The 17686-nt window shown below is 53.3% G+C and carries 17 protein-coding genes; 11 read left to right on the top strand and 6 right to left on the bottom strand.

The genetic code is table 11. The annotated features are described in order from the left end of the window. The first annotated feature begins 16 nt into the window (after nt 1-16). From MHH82_RS31740 to MHH82_RS31720, 5 genes are all read left to right on the top strand, one after another. Entirely contained in the window at nt 17-556 is a 540-nt protein-coding gene (locus MHH82_RS31740; RefSeq protein ID WP_340969511.1) for a DinB family protein, read from the top strand. Nucleotides 557-661: 105 nt separating this feature from the next. Continuing rightward, nucleotides 662-1162, top strand: coding sequence for a cupin domain-containing protein (locus MHH82_RS31735; RefSeq protein WP_015738011.1), 501 nt, complete (start codon nt 662-664; stop codon nt 1160-1162). Nucleotides 1163-1429: 267 nt separating this feature from the next. Continuing rightward, nucleotides 1430-2446, top strand: a complete 1017-nt coding sequence (locus tag MHH82_RS31730) for an SDR family oxidoreductase (protein ID WP_015738010.1) — start codon at nt 1430-1432, stop codon at nt 2444-2446. Nucleotides 2447-2535: 89 nt separating this feature from the next. After that, entirely contained in the window at nt 2536-2877 is a 342-nt protein-coding gene (locus tag MHH82_RS31725; RefSeq protein ID WP_009591139.1) for a zinc ribbon domain-containing protein YjdM, read from the top strand. Between the two features lie 200 nt (nt 2878-3077). Continuing rightward, a complete protein-coding gene (locus MHH82_RS31720; protein ID WP_340970227.1) occupies nt 3078-3791 on the top strand; it encodes a sulfite exporter TauE/SafE family protein in 714 nt (237 codons plus the stop codon). Nucleotides 3792-3817: 26 nt separating this feature from the next. Here MHH82_RS31720 and MHH82_RS31715 read toward each other — a convergent pair whose 3' ends face one another. From MHH82_RS31715 to MHH82_RS31700, 4 genes are all read right to left on the bottom strand, one after another. Next, nucleotides 3818-4924: a glycosyl hydrolase family 8 gene (locus MHH82_RS31715; protein ID WP_340969509.1), complete on the bottom strand. Its 1107-nt coding sequence runs from the start codon at nt 4922-4924 to the stop codon at nt 3818-3820. A 183-nt stretch (nt 4925-5107) separates the two neighbouring features. Next, on the bottom strand, nt 5108-6388 hold the full coding sequence (locus tag MHH82_RS31710) for a polysaccharide deacetylase family protein (protein ID WP_340969507.1): 1281 nt from the start codon (nt 6386-6388) through the stop codon (nt 5108-5110). 41 nt (nt 6389-6429) lie between these two features. After that, nucleotides 6430-7170: a hypothetical protein gene (locus MHH82_RS31705; RefSeq protein ID WP_340969505.1), complete on the bottom strand. Its 741-nt coding sequence runs from the start codon at nt 7168-7170 to the stop codon at nt 6430-6432. Nucleotides 7171-7396: 226 nt separating this feature from the next. Beyond that, complete coding sequence (locus MHH82_RS31700; protein ID WP_036659458.1) at nt 7397-8383, bottom strand: glycerophosphodiester phosphodiesterase family protein; 987 nt, start codon at nt 8381-8383, stop codon at nt 7397-7399. Nucleotides 8384-8583: 200 nt separating this feature from the next. On the opposite strand from MHH82_RS31700, the gene MHH82_RS31695 reads away from it, so the two are divergent. Beyond that, nucleotides 8584-9276: an FHA domain-containing protein gene (locus MHH82_RS31695; RefSeq protein WP_141397989.1), complete on the top strand. Its 693-nt coding sequence runs from the start codon at nt 8584-8586 to the stop codon at nt 9274-9276. A 194-nt stretch (nt 9277-9470) separates the two neighbouring features. Next, nucleotides 9471-11099: a glycoside hydrolase family 9 protein gene (locus MHH82_RS31690; protein WP_340969501.1), complete on the top strand. Its 1629-nt coding sequence runs from the start codon at nt 9471-9473 to the stop codon at nt 11097-11099. A gap of 106 nt (nt 11100-11205) precedes the next feature. Here MHH82_RS31690 and MHH82_RS31685 read toward each other — a convergent pair whose 3' ends face one another. Both MHH82_RS31685 and MHH82_RS31680 read right to left on the bottom strand, forming a co-directional pair. After that, entirely contained in the window at nt 11206-11496 is a 291-nt protein-coding gene (locus MHH82_RS31685; protein WP_145039591.1) for a hypothetical protein, read from the bottom strand. Nucleotides 11497-11576: 80 nt separating this feature from the next. Further along, the gene (locus MHH82_RS31680; protein WP_145039588.1) at nt 11577-12035 is read right to left on the bottom strand and encodes a hypothetical protein; all 459 of its coding nucleotides are present in this window, start codon (nt 12033-12035) and stop codon (nt 11577-11579) included. A gap of 369 nt (nt 12036-12404) precedes the next feature. On the opposite strand from MHH82_RS31680, the gene MHH82_RS31675 reads away from it, so the two are divergent. From MHH82_RS31675 to MHH82_RS31660, 4 genes are all read left to right on the top strand, one after another. After that, a complete protein-coding gene (locus MHH82_RS31675; RefSeq protein ID WP_145039585.1) occupies nt 12405-13838 on the top strand; it encodes a PTS mannitol transporter subunit IICB in 1434 nt (477 codons plus the stop codon). Between the two features lie 72 nt (nt 13839-13910). Next, a complete protein-coding gene (locus MHH82_RS31670) occupies nt 13911-15980 on the top strand; it encodes a BglG family transcription antiterminator (protein ID WP_340969499.1) in 2070 nt (689 codons plus the stop codon). 16 nt (nt 15981-15996) lie between these two features. Beyond that, nucleotides 15997-16437: a PTS sugar transporter subunit IIA gene (locus MHH82_RS31665; protein ID WP_009591149.1), complete on the top strand. Its 441-nt coding sequence runs from the start codon at nt 15997-15999 to the stop codon at nt 16435-16437. Beyond that, nucleotides 16434-17603 carry a mannitol-1-phosphate 5-dehydrogenase gene (locus MHH82_RS31660; protein ID WP_145039582.1) on the top strand — a complete coding sequence of 390 codons (1170 nt, stop codon included), beginning with the start codon at nt 16434-16436 and terminating at the stop codon, nt 17601-17603. The genes MHH82_RS31665 and MHH82_RS31660 overlap by 4 nt, the downstream gene beginning before the upstream one ends. Nucleotides 17604-17686 lie beyond the last annotated feature (83 nt).

The following is a 17686-nucleotide window of genomic DNA, read 5'->3' as shown; positions in this document are numbered from 1 at the left end:
TGAAGGAGCTGTTGATATGAATACAAAGGAAGCATTGCAGCGTTTTGAAGAGACGGTGAAGGTTTATGTACAGGAACTGGATGGATTCAGCGTGGAGCAATTAAGATATAAGCCGGCGGAGGACGAGTGGTCGATCGGGCAAATGTACCAGCACTTGATTCAATCCGCGCTGTACATGCATCTGAGGAACATCGACCAGTGCTTGAACATGAATGGAGATGCGGCAGCTTCTCCGGCCGGAAAAACGGAAGTGGGAGCGGCGATATTCGAGCAGGGCAGTTTCCCGCCCATCCGCATTCAGGTTCCGCCGTCTCCGCACTACACGCCGGAACAGCCCGCAGACAAGGAGCAGCTGATTCAAGGCTTGAACGCCGTCCTCAATCGGGTGAAAGAAACCGAACCGAAGCTTGGTGAGGCATCCCTGCAGCATACCGTCCCCCATCCGAGGTTCGGAGGATTGCATGCCCAAGAGTGGTTTTTGCTCATCGAGATGCATTATCGTCATCATGTTCGACAGCTGAATCGGTTGAAACAGGCGTTAGAGCAGCGGGTATGACGAGATATCGGCAATATCGGTTTTCTTGCAAGAGGATTGTTTGAGACACGCTCGGTCCGGGTACTGGTACACGAGTGAACAACGAGTCGAAAGGAGCGGATGACCGTGGAAGTACATGTCAGATCATTTTTCGTGAATGATGATGGAGAGGTTCCCAACAATCCCGACCTGCCCGTCATTGTGTACAATGGGGTATTCGCGGATGACCCGAGCGGGTTGGAGGCAGCCTTTAACCGGCATCGCTGGAGCGGCAGCTGGTCAGGCGGCGTATACGATTACCATCATTATCACAGCAATACGCACGAAGTCCTGGGCGTGCGGTCCGGAAGCGCGACCGTCCTTGTGGGCGGGGATGCAGGGGAGCGGTTGGAGCTTGCTACAGGTGACGTGATCGTCTTGCCGGCGGGTACTGCACATATGAAGCTTACCAGTACGCCCGACTTCGAAGTGATTGGTGCCTATCCCGAAGGGAATACGCCGAACATGAGGGAGCGGAACCCGACGGATCGGGCCCAGGCGATCAACGAAATCCAAAGCGTGCCTGTACCGGATACGGATCCTGTCTTTGGAGAGGAAGGGCCTCTGCTGCATAAGTGGGTGAAATAACCTAAGCATGCGACATTATTAGAAACGAAAAGACTCCCGCTTGCCGCAAGCAGACGGGAGTCTTTCTGCGCGTTACAAAACAGCATGTTAGCCTCATGCCGGTTCACGCACGACCTCTGCAATGCTTCCTGCTCCACCCTCTGCTCAAAGTCCTGTGCGGTTCAACCCTTTTTGGAAATTGTAATGCACCCGTGCCCATGCTATCGTAAAGGATAGAAGGTCAAGTTGCAGTCAGTCTTCTCATTATTGCTACCGGAGGTGCAGTTTATGAAAGCGTTGTTTATTGGAGGAACCGGAACGATCAGCACGGCGATTACGAAGCAGCTGCTGGAACAAGGTTGCGAGTTATACTTGCTCAATCGAGGGAACCGAAACGACACGTTGCCCGAGGGCGCACATATTTTGCAAGCCGATATTCATGACGAAGACCAAGTAGCGAAACTGATTGAGCATCTCGATTTTGATGTTGTAGCCGACTTTATTGCATTCGAGCCCGCCCATCTGGAGAGGGATTACCGCCTATTTGCAGGAAAAACCAAACAGTTCATCTTTATCAGCTCGGCTTCAGCCTATCAAACGCCCCTATCCGATTATCGCATTACGGAAGGGACGCCTTTATCCAATCCATACTGGGCGTATTCCCGAAACAAAATAGCATGCGAAGATTATCTGATGAATCAGTATCGGGAGCATGGCTTCCCGGTGACCATTGTAAGGCCAAGCCATACGTACGATGAGCGGTCCATTCCGCTCGGCGTGCACGGCAGCCAGGGAAGCTGGCAGGTCGTGAAGCGCATGCTGGAGAATAAACCGGTCCTTATTCATGGAGACGGGACATCGCTGTGGACCCTGACGCATAACCGCGATTTTGCTAAAGGCTTCATCGGCCTGATGGGCAATATCCATGCCATCGGGGAGTCGGTGCATATTACCTCTGACGAGTCGCTCACCTGGAATCAAATCTATGAAATCATTGCGGATGCACTTGGCGTACAGCTGAATGCGGTGCATGTGTCTTCCGAGTTCCTGGATGCTACCAGCACGCAGGATTTCCGCGGCTCGTTACTGGGAGACAAAGCGAATACGGTGGTGTTCGATAACAGCAAGCTGAAGCGGCTGGTCCCTGAATTCGTGGCAACCATCCGTGCCGATCAAGGGATCAAGCAGACCGTGGACTATATTTTAGCCCACCCGGAACATCAGCGGGAGGACGCAGAGTTTGATGCGTGGTGCGATAAGGTCATCTCCGCGCTGGAAAAGGCCAAGTCGATCATTACGGGGTAAGGCTTAATCTTTCAGAGGCGGAAGTATTAGCGGACATCTGTTTCGAATATAGGGTATAGTTATTGTAAAACGAATGGAGAAACGAAACGATGTCTACTTTGCCGAATTGCCCGAAATGTAATTCAGAATATACGTATGAGGATGGGAACCTCCTGATTTGCCCCGAATGCGCTCATGAATGGACCCCGGGGTCCCAAGCGGAGCATGATGAAGATGCTAGGGTCATTAAAGACGCGAACGGAAATGTATTGGCTGACGGCGATTCCGTAACGGTAATCAAAGATCTTAAAGTAAAAGGCAGCTCATCCGTATTAAAAATAGGCACGAAAGTGAAAAATATACGTTTGGTCGACGGCGACCACGATATCGATTGCAAGATCGAAGGATTCGGGGCCATGAAATTGAAATCGGAATTCGTTAAAAAGAGTTAAGATGTGTTAGCACGGTTCCATCATGAATAGCAGCAGCAAAAACCCTCCATCAAGGAGGGTTTTTCTCGTCTAACCAGGGCTTTTGCAGCCTATTGCGACAACAAATGAGGAGCAGTCTTGTGATGGCCTTATGGTACAATGACAGGATGGGCTTGCTTCGTATAGGAGCTCCCCGAATAGGTGAAGAAAGCAGGTGCAGCGTGGATATCATACTATTTGCGGTTATTATATTCGTGGCGTCGATTCTCCAGACCAGTACCGGTTTTGGGTTCTCCATCCTGGCTACGCCGTTTCTGCTGTTGTTGTTCCGGCCCGCCGAGGCCATTCAGATTAATCTGATTCTATCGCTTGTCATATCGGCTGCCCTGATTGCCAAAATCCGCAAGGACATCGACTACGGCATCCTTAAACGATTGGTGATCGGAAGCGCGGCAGGTCTCCCTCTGGGCATCGTTGTTTTTTCGCTCATCGATATCGGCTATCTGAAGCTGGGCGTCAGTCTGATCATATTGGCCCTGACCGTCATGCTGATGCTGAAGTTTAGAATAAACCAAAGCCGCGGCAGGGACTTGGCGGTGGGAGGACTCTCAGGCTCTCTAACGACGAGCATCGGCATGCCGGGTCCGCCCCTGCTGTTATATTTTTCGGGCACCGATACGCAAAAGGCCAAACTGAGAGGGACGACCCTGGCCTTCTATTTGTTCATCTACTCCCTGAGTTTGATCATTCAGGTGATCGTGGCGGGAACGTCCAAGACGGTCTGGGTATCGAGCGGAATCGCGCTGCCGCTGGTATTCATCGGGCTGTTTATCGGACAGCGTTTATTCAACGTCATCAACCAGCGCGTGTTCCAGATCTTTACCTATATCATTTTGATCTTTACCGGTGTGTATATGCTGATCGAAAGCTTGTAGCCATGCCAAAGAAGATGGCAGGATCATCATTTGGACTGCTCGAACAGCGTCTCGGCCAGCAAGGGAAACAGGTTATCAAAAGCATGCGTATTCCCGTCAAACACGTATCCTCCCGGATAAGCGGGATCCTGATCCCGGAATTGGAGCATGCGTTCATGCAGCTGCTGCGCCCATGGGAGGTCATTGGTTTGCAGCGCCAGAATGATGGCCAGACCGTAAACGGCAGGCGACTCGTAATCCGCGTCCGGTTTGCGGCTTTCACGGGTGTAGCGGCCTGCCAGCCGCTGATGCTGGCGGAATTCTCCCTTCAGGAACGCTATAAGATCTGTCGGCGGATGATTCATCTCGGCGAGATGGACGCCAACGATCAATTGGTCGATCAGATTGACCGATGCGTCGTACTCATATTTGCCGGAGCTGATCTGATAGGTTTTGGGATAGAAAACGCCGTCCGAAGGCATATGAGCGAGCAGGTTTTGATATCGTTCATAATCCTGGGAGGGTAGGATTCCGTTATTATGCATTTCGCGCAGTGCCGATAAGTCAACGTAGACCAGGCTTAACGCGGCGGCGGATTCATCCCGTGCAAAATCATGATAATCGACGAGGTAACCTTCGGTTTGAATCGCAAGGAGTGCAGACCCGATCCTTTTTGCCAATTGAAGGTATTCTTCCTCGCCCCAGCGATCGAACGCCTTCAGCAGGGCATCGAGGATTCGCAGATCATCGCCCAGCGCATTGGTTGTGACCTCGGATTGACCGTCCGGTCTGAGCTTCCATTGGATATAAGGCTCTTGCTCCTGATTAAGAAAATAGGTGGTAAGAAGCTGGACGCTGTCGTCGAACCGGGCTCGATTGCCGGATACCACGGCAGTCTGCATCCAAAGCCCGAGCGACTCGGATAACGCTTCCCGACCGGCAACGATGTCCGGATTCTCGGAAGCAGCGGGTTTAAGATAGGTGGCAATGGTACCGTTATCGTTTGTCATATGCTCTTCAATGAACGCTGCGGTCACGTCAGGATTCTCCTTGCTCTGGATGATCCAGCAGGCTATGAGGACGATGCCGGCAAGGGCAAGAACGATGATGATCGCAAGTAGGGCTTTCTTGCGCGTTGAAATCCGGTTTGTCATAGGTTCACCTCGACCATACTATTTCGATATTCAACAGGTTAAAGCCTTCAAGGAAGACTGGGCGGCGGTGAAATAGCCCCCTGGCTGTAGGAACGGTTATACTTCACTAAAAAAAGGCTGTACCTGATGTTGGAAGCTCCAAATCATCAAAGGTACAGCCTTTCTTGTATAAGCGTATAGCGATTATTGCAGACTGACGATGGTTAGTCCTTGATCCTGCAGGCTCTTAATGATCTTCGGTAACGCATCCACGACCGCCTGGGATTCATGCAGGAGAATAATGGAGCCGGAAGCTTCGATGTGCTGGACATAATCCAGGATTTTATCCTCGTCGCGGGTCAGCCAATCCTCGGGATCCCGGTTCCAGAGCACCACTTTATTGCCTTGCTGGCGGCTTAACGCCTCGGTCCGGTCATCAAAGGCACCGTAAGGCGGACGGAAGAGCACCAGCTTCTCATCGGTAATATGCTCAATGAGATCGGCCGCGCGGGTCAATTCCGCCTTTTGTTCTTCATAAGTAAGGCTTGGCATCTGGCTATGGGTCATCGAGTGGCTGCCGACGGAGTATCCGTTGGCATGGATGGCCTTGACGTAGTCCGGATGTTTTTTCACATTGGTGCCGACAAAGAAGAACGTCCCGCCAACCTCGTGTTTCTTCAAGACGTTCATGATATCCATGGAGTGCTTGGATGGCCCGTCATCAAACGTAAGGGCGACATACCCTTTAGGGATGCTGTAGGAGATGAAATCCTTAAGCTCCAGCTGTGGAACGGCAGCCGAAGTCTTGATCTCCTTCCTCGGTTTGCTATCCGCTTCCTTCTCCACGGAGGCGGCTACAGGTTTGGCGATCATCGCATTCCGGTTCTCGGCAAGCAATTGGATGACCGTTTCAACCTCCGCTGCGGCGGTTATCGCAGCTTCATGCCCGATGTCACTCGGGTACGAGTAATTAAATGAACTTAGCAATACCACAAAAATCAAGCTCATTAAGGTTGCGCTTGCCAGCTTAAGCGGAAGCCGATGCCGCTTTCTTGCAGAGTGCGTGGTGTTTCGATTTCCATCGGTCTGTACCTCTTCGGCCAGACCCGGTTCGGATGGAGGCGCAGACAGGAAGGGCAGGGTAGATACAACGTCCAAATGCCGGATAGCCTTGATCGCCTCTAATTCGTTCCTGAAGTGAACGGAGCAAGCAAATGAAAATCGCTCGCCATGGTCACGATATGTACGCGTAATGGAGCCTATGTATTTGTGTTGGATGGCATCCCATGTTGTATGTAAAGATAACCGGTATTTGTGAACCCCGTCAAATTCCGATACGGTCGCTATATTCGCTATGGTTTCATGATCGGTTAACCATAACAGCTCCGCCGATTCCGATAAGGATAGCTTGATTCGCAGAGCAAAAGCCTCGGTATCCCTCTCGATCGCCAGCAGCTCAATGACTTTTCCATAGGAGTCAGACATGACGGCCCTCCTTTCTCTAGATGTTCATGCAGTGATTATGCTTATTCCGATGGTGTGTTGGGAGCCGATGTTTTTGGTGAGAAGGAGAAGGACATCTTCTCGGTAAAATCATTGATGGTCTGCATCAATTTGGCTTTATCGTCCAGAATGTTCTGGTACTGCTCCGCATACTTCTGGTTTGCAATTTCCAGCTCGCGCACCTTCTCTTCAAGCGCGTTGATCTTGAGCATGCTCTGATATTGGGTGTTGTTAGACTCTTCGTAGAGCTTGTTGTACTTGGCGGTTTCGGTCTCCAGCTGGTTGGAGAGCTTCTCGTACGCCAGGTTCGATGTCAGCTGGTATTCCTTGTAATCCTCCAATAGCTGGTCGTAACTCATCTGTTTGTTGGTCAGCACGTTCTCGAGCTCGCGGATTTCCTTGTTCTTCTCCTGGACCAGCTGATCGCGCTTGATCTGCTCGTGCTTATACCGGTTGATCGTCTCGTTGGCGGTAAATAGCTGATCCTCCAGGCCCTTGTTCTTATAGGACAGCAATTGCCGCTCCTTCAGCATGTTCTCGATCGAAACGATGACGTCGAGGCCGATTTTGTCCTGGTTGTCCTTGGAGAAAAGATGCTTGCTGCTCTCCGCGGCGGGCAGTTCAGGCTCCGCGGAATATGCCGGCTCTTCTTCGACGGTTACGGCAATTTCCTGGTGTTCGGCACTGTTCTTCTCGAGTTGGTTCTGGTTCGAGCGGGCATTCTTAAACCAGGCCATTCCCTTTTTTTCTGTTTCCCTGGCCAAAATATCAACTCCTATATATTTCAATGAATGCAGCATGAATTTAGGATAAAAGACCCTATTAATAGTCATCGGTAAAAACACCCTAAAAACTTTGCCCTTTGACCCTATGAAAATAAAAAAAAGCCCCGCAAGCGAGAGGGGGCTTTTTAGAGGGCGGATCTTCCGGTTTATTGCGGCCTTTCGACCCGCCTATATTCATGAATTGAAACGAACGCGATGCTTCGACTTATTCCGTCTTCTTTATGGTCAGCTCCGGGGCGATAACGTCGACCCGGTTCGTCCAAATCCCGCCGCTGTAGTCGTCCGGCAGCCTTTCCAAATCCGCTACGGAGTCAAAGCCCTCCGACCAGCCGCCGTCCCCGGCCACGAGGATGACCCGCGTATTGATGCTGTCCATCCGGTTTAGGAATTTATCCGGCCATCCCCATAAATAACGGGCATATTTCTCCGGTATATGGAGCTGGGTGTTGCGGCAAACCGATGGAAGGTAGCCGCTCCAGCCGGCCCCGGCGTAGGATACGAGACAGCTCTTGAGCGTATCCATGGACATGACGCGCAGCGAGGGGAGCTGCGATTTTAACGTGCGGATCGGCTGGTCATCCCCGTAAACGGTCAGCTGGCTGAGACGCTTCACCGGCAGACCGGACAGATAATCGGCCAGTTGTTTTCCTTCTTCAGGGTCCGTGCTTTTGATATGGATCAGAAACGCGCCGTCCGGGAACGCCTCCAACACCTCGCCTAACGACGGAATCAGCCCGACTCCCTTTCCCCGAAAAGGATACGTCGCTCCCTGGTCGGCCGTGTAGCCGTACCCGATGTCTATGTTTTTCAGCTCGTCCATGGTATAATCCTTGACCGAGCCCTCCACGTTGGTGCGGCATTCCAGCGTCCAGTCATGGAACACGGCGAACTGGCCGTCCTTGGTCGGTTTGATATCCAGCTCCACAATATCGGCGCCTGCCTCGAAGGCGGCTTTCATGGACGGAATAGTGTTCTCCAGGTAAGCGTGCTCCGGCACATAAATGCGGGAGGCGGTACACGTGTCGGCTTCAATGCCTTCCATCGTGAAGGTCTGCCCAAGCCCGCGATGTGCCAGCAGAAGCGGCTCGCCGTCACGGTCTTTGGTGAACAGGGATGAATTGTTAACGAACAAAAACACGAGCAACACAACAAAAAACAGTATGATTTTCTTCCATCTTTTTAGTTTTCGCATGATCCAATCCCCCAAAATCGTATACAATATGCAATAGTAGATTTATATTTTTCTCTTTCTCTAAACGAAGTTCTCTATTTATATCCTTCTTTATTCAATCTTAGTGATTTTGGGCGCATACTCAATGGCTGGAACATAACAATTGCATAATAACGAACTAACAAATACGAATGAGCGAGTATATGGGAACAGGAGGGAGCATGATGGACAAATCCTCCTTTTTGATGGTGGAGCGGGGAAATCCCTACGAACGCGGGGACGTTATAGCTTTGACCAAACCGATCACGGTGCTTGGCCGCAAGGGCCAGCATTTTGATCCGGATATCGCGTTTGACAATATTTTTGTGTCCCGGCGGCATGCGGCGCTGCTGCATCGAAACGGGAAGTTCAGCATCAAGGATCTGAACAGCAAGCATGGCACCTTCGTTAATCAGGCACGGCTGGCTCCCCATGATGAAATACCCCTTCAGCATGGAGATACCATCGTGCTTGCAGGAGATCTGATCGTGCTGTCCTTCTCCATCCTCAGCATGGATGAGACGATGGACATTACCCCGCTGATCAAGCAGCTGGCGGCGGTTGAGGGCTCCGGCGGGCTTAAGCTGAATCCTTTCAAGCAGGAGCTGGTATACGGCGAGGACGTGTACGTTTTTTCGGAAAAAGAGTACAAGTGCATGGAGCTGCTCGTCAATCACCAAGGACAGTTCGTGTCCAAGGAGCAGCTCAAGGCATACGTTTGGCCCGAGCGAAGCTACGGGACGGACGAAGTGCCCGATGTGAGCTCGGAGGAGCTGAATGCGCTGATCTACCGGGTCCGCAAGAAGACGAGGGATATTTTGGCCATTGAGAGCATCCGGGGAAAAGGCTATATTTTGCAGTCGACGGCTGAATGACGATCGCAAAAACAAAAACGCAATGAAATCTAAGGAACCATACAAACGGCAGGCCCTCCCTCCATGCAGGAAGGGCTTGCTTGCATGAACAGGACAAATTCGATGGCGGTGAGAGGGAAATGGCAGGCCCCAGCGAACTGTTATAGCATGGAAGTTTCGAATGAAACGACAATCGAAGGGGATGTGCAGAGCAGATGAACATGGAGCACGTGCAGCAAAACGGCATTGCCGTTAACCAGCTAGGTTATCGGGGCCGGGACGCCAAGATTGCCGTCATTGCCAGTCAGGGCGGACGGTTTCGCATCGTCAATGCGCGAAACGGCGAGGTCGTATGGCAGGGGCAGACGGGGCCTGCCATAGAGGATGCGTCCAGCGGACAGACGGTAAGCAGAGGGGATTTTACGGCATGGGAAGCACCCGGTACCTATCGAATCGAGACGGAGGATGGGTTGTCGTCGGTACCTTTTGTCATTGCCGACGATATATATGAGGACGCCCACCGAGCAATGTTGAAAGCGTTTTATTACTTCCGGTGCGGGACGGCTTTGGATGAGCCGCATGCGGGGCCTTGGAAGCATGAAGCCTGCCATCTCACGCAGGCCATCGTTCATGGACATGAATCGCGGCGGGTGGATGCTTGCGGAGGATGGCATGATGCCGGGGATTATGGCAAGTACGTCGTGCCTGGCGCCAAAGCCGCCGCCGACTTGATGCTGGCCTTCGAGCTGTACCCCGAAGCGTTTGCCCAGCCGCTGCCGCTGCCGGAAAGCGACGGCCGCATGCCGGATGTGCTGCATGAATGCCGGTATGAGCTGGATTGGCTGCAGCGCATGCAGGATGAGGAATCGGGGGGCGTGTTCCATAAGCTCACGACGCGGCAGTTTCCGGCGGGAGACGTCATGCCGGAGGACGATACGGCCCCGCTGTACTTGTCGCCGATCTCGGCAACGGCAACCGGCTGTTTTGCCGGTATCATGGCCATGTCGGCACGGATCTATTCTCCCTATGATGAAGCCTTCGCCGCGAGCTGCCTGAAGGCAGCGGTGCGGGCTTGGGCATGGCTGGAGGAGCATCCCGACGAGCCGGGCTTCCGCAATCCGGCTGATATTGCTACAGGCGAATATGGCGACGGCCAGGATGCGGACGAACGGTACTGGGCAGCGGCAGAGTTATACCGTACAACGGGGGAGACGCCATATCATGAGGCTTTCCAAGCTTTAGCCATGCAGGACTCTTTCGGAAAGTACGAGCTGGGATGGGCGGACATGGGCGGTTACGGGACGTTTGCCTATCTGATGTCGGAGCAGGAAGAAGAGCCCGAGCTGGCGCAAGAATTGATGGCGGGCCTGTTACGGCGTGCGGGTGAGCTTGCTGCTGTCAGCGATCGGGACGGCTATGGCCTCTCGCTTCTGCCGGATCAATATATCTGGGGCAGCAATATGCTGGTTATGAACCACGCGATGCTCCTGCTGGTGGCGGGAAGACTGTCGGGTTCCGAGAACTTTGAGCGGCATGTGCACGAGCATGTGCACTATGTACTCGGGGCGAACGTGATGGGGACAAGTTATGTTACCGGATATGGGGCGAGGCCGATCCGGCATCCCCATCACCGTCCTTCCGAAGGCGACGGCGTGGAGGAGCCAGTTCCGGGCCTCGTCTCCGGCGGTCCGAACAAGGGGCTTCACGACGATTATGCGCGTGAGCACTTGGCCGGCAGGGCGCCCGCAGCCTCTTTTGCCGATGTGATGGAGAGCTATTCCACCAATGAGGTGGCTATTTATTGGAACTCGCCGGCCGTGTTCGTACTGTCTCATTTTGTATAGAAAGAGCATTACATAGAAAAAGAAACGCCGAGAGATTCTTGACGTTTCTTTTTTTGTAATGGACTGAGGATTCTTCCATCTCCAAAGAGTCGAGTAAAGCATGGGCTTAATTTATCGTGATCGCTCGGTGAGGCTTGCTGTAATGGCTTGTTCCGCCCCCGCCAACCAGAACTTTTCCTCCTCTTCTAAACAACAGCAGCTTGGTTAGTCCGCCTGCCAGCAGCACCTCGACTTTGGCATGGTTCGAAGTAGCGATATAAACGACATAACCGCTTTTCGAAAGCACGGTTCTCCAGTTGCCGTCAAACTCCGATCTCAAGACGCGACTCGAGTATACCTGATTTTCAATTCGACCCGATGACGTTGTTCTCAAGGTGTACACCTCCCCTTCATTCATGAAAAACGTGGGAAATGACCGTGCTGTCGCTGCATCATCTCCTATCTATTCTATGCAGCTGCAGATGATAGGTTTGGATGCTAGCCTCTTAATTTCCCCTTCACCAGCGTATGAAGCACCGTGGCAGCAATGCCGCAGACGATGCCGACGACGGTACCGGTCACGATGCTGCTGATGAAGGCGAAGGTTCTGGTCAAAAAGCTGTTGGCTGCTGCAGGGAGGTCGGCCAGGTTGCCCCCTAGAGCCGGCGGCGTTTCGAAGGCCATATTCCATAACAGCTGATGCGTGATGCCAAGAAACAGCCCATAGACGGCTCCGACGGCCATTAAGGGCAGAAAGGGGTGTTGAACGTGATGCCGCTTGCGGAGTACATAGAGTATCCAGACGATCGGGGGAATGAAGACAAGCAGCCGATTGATGATCCCGTGGGGATCGACCCATTGCAAATCGTGGGCAATGACGCGGGGAACGCCGAGCAATGCCAGAAGTATGATTGAGAGCATCGGCAAGCCGTTGTTATTTCTTCTTTGTATGTTCATCTCGCAATTTACCTCCGTAACCTTGAATTTTAGATTCCCGATGTTAGCCGAGATGGTTTTAGTTTACCGAAGGCATGTTGTGAACTTATGACGAGGGTATACGCAATCCGTGAAATTACGCCGCTTCGGCTTGAAACTTGGAATATACAGGATCAAGGAGCGGGGTTGTTCTACGAATGAAACCGCGTCAGGACTGCATTTTCATAATGATGACATGATCCATTTAAAATTTGTCAACAATATTCTTGACGAAACCCGCTTTTCCTTTCGTTGAGCCTTTTGCCGGGCTGACTTAACATAGAGGTGTCAGATGAAAGCAACACTACAACATTCAGCTTTATTTTCAAATATGACTAGGAGGTCAGTACGATGTCCAACGAGACAAATACAAACGCTTCCAAAGGCATTCGCGTAAGGGTTCAGCAGCTCGGCCGGCTCCTTAGCGGCATGGTGATGCCGAATATCGGCGCGTTTATCGCTTGGGGCCTGATTACGGCTCTGTTCATCCCGACCGGCTGGTTCCCGAATGAGAAGCTGGGAGCGCTGGTTGGCCCGATGATCACTTACCTGCTTCCGCTCTTGATCGGTTATACGGGCGGACAGATGATCCACGGCAAACGAGGTGCGGTTATCGGTGCGGTTGCCACGGTCGGCGTTATCGTCGGAGCAGAGATTCCGATGTTCCTCGGTGCCATGATTGTCGGCCCTCTGGCAGCATGGGTATTGAAGCAGTTCGACAAGCTGATTGACGGCAAAATCAAATCGGGCTTTGAAATGCTGGTGAACAACTTCTCGCTGGGTATTATCGGCGGTGCGCTGACGCTGCTGGCATACACCGGTATTGGTCCCCTTGTACAGGGCATTACCAAGGTGCTTTCAGCAGGCGTTGACGTGTTGGTCGATGCCAACCTGTTGCCGCTGGTTAACATTATCATTGAACCGGCGAAGGTCTTGTTCCTCAACAATGCGATCAACCACGGGATTTTCAGTCCACTCGCTACGGAGGAATCGGCGCGGATCGGCCAATCCGTCCTGTATATGCTGGAATCGAATCCGGGACCTGGATTGGGCATTCTCCTCGCCTTTTGGTTCTTCGGACGCGGTTCTGCCAGATCCTCCGCGCCAGGGGCGGTTGTGATTCACTTCCTGGGCGGTATCCATGAGATCTATTTCCCGTATATTTTGATGAAGCCGGTTCTCATTCTGGCCGCTATTGCGGGCGGCGTGGCCGGAACGTTCACCTTCCAGATTCTTGGGGCGGGACTCGTGGGACCTGCATCGCCGGGAAGTATCCTAGCTTATTTCGCCATGGCGCCTAAGGGCGGACTGATTCCGGTACTGGCCGGTGTCATTGTTGCAACGATTGTCTCCTTTATCGTAGCAGTATTGCTGCTGAAAACGGGTAAACAAACAGAAGAAGAACCGAATTTAGAAGAAGCATCCGCCAAGATGAAAGAAATGAAAACCGGCGGCATGAACGACCAAGTTGCCCCAGCTTCTGCGGCTGTGGCCAATCTGGACAAAGACAACGTGAACAAAATCGTGTTTGCTTGCGATGCCGGCATGGGCTCCAGCGCGATGGGCGCCTCGGTATTACGTAAGAAACTTCAGCAAGCAGGCGTCAACATTACCGTTGTGAATTCGGCGGTAAGCGAAATACCGGATGACGCGGATATCGTCATTACCCAGAAGACCCTCACCGAGCGGGCCATCGCCAAGAATCCGAATGCCGAGCATATCTCGATCGACAACTTCCTGAAGAGCCCGAGATATGACGAGCTGGTGGAACGACTCAAAGACTAACATAAGCTTGAACCATATGACACGCTGGCGTATTTACGCCGGCGTTGTCTCCATTTCATGAAGAAGGGAGCCATGGATCTGGGACACATTACTGCCCGCCAGCGACAAATCCTTCTGCTCCTCATGAGCAGGACCGATGGCATGACGGCTGCAGAAATAGCCGCTGACGTTGGGGTCAGCGTCAGGACGGTTCACCGGGAAATGGAGGAGATCGAGAAGGACCTGCAAGGTACGGGCGTTGTGCTTCTCAAAAAGTCGGGAACGGGCATCCGGCTGGAAGAAGAGAAGCCCGAGGGGTTGTCCCTGCTGCGACGATCCCTGCTTGCGGGGAAGCCGGCCGATTATTCCGTGGAAGAACGCAAAATCCTCATGCTGTGCGCTTTGCTTGAGGCGGATGAGCCTATCAAATTGTTTGCTTTGGCCCATAGTTTGAAGGTTACCGTTCCGACTGTGAGCAATGATCTGGATGAACTGGAGCCGTGGATGAAGCGGTTTAACCTGAAACTCATACGGCGCCGGGGCTACGGCATCGAAATCGACGGCGCGGAAGGCGTAAGGCGAAGGGCGATTGGCAGGCTCGCCGAGGAATATCTGGATTATTCCGATCTTGTCGGTGACGGATACAGCGACACGCGGGAACCGGTGACGGCCCGGCTGCTGTCCATGATCGATAAACCGGCTTTGCTGGATGTAGAGAAAACCTTGTGGGATATGAATTGGGATTGGACGGAGGATCTTAGCGAGAGTGCCTACACTTCGACGCTGATCGCGTTATCGGTTTCCGTAAACAGGATCAAGCGGGGACGGGGCATGGAAGCTGCCGATATCGCCGGGTACCCTCCTTCCTCTGTTTCCGTCGAGGAGGCGCGAGATTTTGTGGGTCGCCTCGGCGAGACACTGGAAATGAATTTCCGCGAATCTGAAATGATCTATATCGCCCAATTGTTTGAGGCGGCGAAGAACATGTCCGAGGTCAGCGAACTGGTTCATGCGGACGTGGAAATGGTGGAGATCGCCCATCGCCTGATCGAACGGGTTCAGGGGCGCACCGGCATTCCGTTCCAGGAGGACCGCACGCTGCGGGCAGGTCTGGTGGAGCACATCGGGGCTGCACTGAAACGGATTCGGGAAGGGACCCGGATCCGAAACCCGCTGCTCAGTCCGATTCGGAAGGATTATGAGGAATTGTTCGGGATCGTCCGGCGCTCGGTCGACGAGCTGAAGCTGGATTTAAGCATCCCGGATGAAGAAATCGGGTTTCTGGTTATGCATTTCGGAGCATCGAGCGAACGGCTGAACCAGCCGGAACACCATCTGAAGGCCATCCTGGTATGCTCCAGCGGACTCAGCTCCTCAAGGCTTCTCGGGACCCGGCTGAATAAGGAGATGCCGCAGATCGAAGTGCTCGGCAACGTATCGTGGTATGAAGCGGCTCGGATCCCGAAGGAACAATATGATCTCATCATATCGACCATTGATCTGCCGCTGCCGAAGGATCGATATGTAAGACTAAGCCCGCTGCTGACGGCGGATGATAAAGAGGCGTTGCTTCGATTCATCCAGAGCACATCCTTCGAGCCGGCCAGCAGCAGGGCTGCCGTCAGCCGAATCGAGGAAGATCGTAAAGCCGCATCTTTCGAACGGCTCCGCATGCAGGCCGCCTTGCTGAACGAAATCGTATCGCTACTGGACGGCTTTCATGTCTACCATCTGGATAATTTTTCGAATGATTTGCAGGGCACTTTGAGCAAGGCCTTGGCCAAGGTATATGAGCAAGGGGCTGTCCGTGATGCGGAGATGGTGAAGGAGCGTCTGCTTGAACGCGAACGAATGGGTACCCAGCTTATTCCCGACACGACGTTGGCTTTATTCCATACGCGAAGCCGCTATATCACCTGGCCTTCGCTGTCCCTGTTCAGGCTGGCGCATCGAGCGCCCCTTGAGGATGGGGCTCAGGCGGGCGTGATTCTGCTGATGCTGGCACCGAAGCAGCTTCCGAAGGAGAGCCTGGAGGTGCTTAGCGAAATCAGCGCCATGCTGCTTCGCTCCGAGCTGATCGAGCTGATGGAGCGGGGCGGCGAGGAAGAGATTCGATCCTATTTGGCGGAAGAGCTTCAGTATTTTTTCAATCACAGACCATAGAAAGAGGGAGACTATCATGAATAACATACTGTCCAAAGATAAAGTCGTACTGAACGCAAAGGCTGACAGCAAGAGCGAAGCCATTCGCATGGCGGGGAACCTGCTGGTGCAGGCAGGCCATGTATCAGCCGATTACGTGGATAAAATGCTGGAACGCGAAGAAATTGCGTCCACTTACATGGGCGGAGGACTTGCGATTCCCCATGGCACCAAAGAGGCGAAAGGCATGGTCATCTCCACGGGGTTGTCGATCGTTCGCTTCCCGGAAGGCGTGGATTTCGGCGGAGACGAGCCGGCGTTCATCGTCATTGGCATCGCGGCTGCCGGAGGCGACCATATGGAGATTCTGACGAATGTGGCCATGATTTTCACGGATGACGAGAGCATCGAGAAGGTCATGAACGCTTCCAGCGAAGAGGAGATTCTGGCCATCTTCGAGGGAGGAATGGGCGCATGAAGGCAGTCCATTTCGGTGCGGGCAACATCGGACGCGGTTTTATAGGGCTCTTGTTGTCACAGGCCGGTTATGAGGTTTGTTTTGTCGACGTAAACGAAGAGCTGGTGTCGGAGCTGAAGGCGCGCGGGGAGTATCCCGTAACCCTGGCCAGCGAAGGGCAGGAGACCACGGTGGTCAAAGGCATCACCGCTCTCAATAGCGCCTCGGAACCGGAAGCTGCCGCGCGTGCGGTAGCGGAAGCGGATCTCGTCACGACGGCGGTGGGCGTCAACATATTGAAATTTATCGCCGGCACCATTGCCGAGGGGCTGAAGCTTCGGCTGCAAACGGACTCGGCATCGCCGCTTCATATTATTGCATGCGAGAACGCCATCGGCGGCAGCTCGCAGCTGAAAGAGCATGTCTATGGGAAGCTTGATGACGAGACGAAGCGTAAGGCTGACCGGTTTGTGGCTTTCCCGGATGCAGCCGTAGACCGGATCGTGCCGCTACAACAGCATGAGGACCGTCTGAAGGTCGTGGTGGAGCCGTTCTATGAGTGGGCGGTGGACCGCTCGCAGATGTTTAAGGACTATGTTCCTGTGGAGGGCATTCACTATGTGGATCGCCTGGAGCCTTACATTGAACGCAAGCTGTTCACGGTGAATACCGGACACTGCTCGGCAGCGTATGTAGGCTTTCTGAAAGGCTATGAGACGATCCAGGACGCCATGAAGGACGATGCGGTTGCAGGCCATGTCCGCGCGGTGCTCGAGGAAACGGGAGCTGCGCTCGTACACAAGCACGGCTTCGATCCTTCAGAGCACCAAGCGTATATCGACACCATCCTGGAGCGGTTCCGCAATCCCGCGCTGACCGACGAGGTGTCGCGCGTTGGCCGCTCCCCGATCCGGAAGCTGTCCCCAGGCGACCGCCTGGTCTCGCCGGCCATGCTGGCTTTCGAGAGCGGACTGGCGTATAAGAGCCTGGCGAAATCCATGGCGGCGGCCCTGCTGTTCGATGTTCCGGAAGATCCGGAAAGCGTGGAGCTCCAAGCCTCCGTTCGGGATATTGGCGTAAGCGACACGGCTTCCCAATATACCGGCATTGCCGGAGAGCATCCCATCATGGGTGAGGTAATGGAGCAGTATGAGGCCTTGAAGGCCGAGCTCGAAGCGAATGCATAATCATTGGAAATATAATAATAAGCCCCTGATATCTCCGCGAGGAGATATCAGGGGCTTTATGCATAGCGGGGAGTTCCTCATGT

This window comes from Bacillus sp. FSL K6-6540 (assembly GCF_038007545.1).
This window is presented reverse-complemented; position numbering and strand designations above follow the sequence as displayed.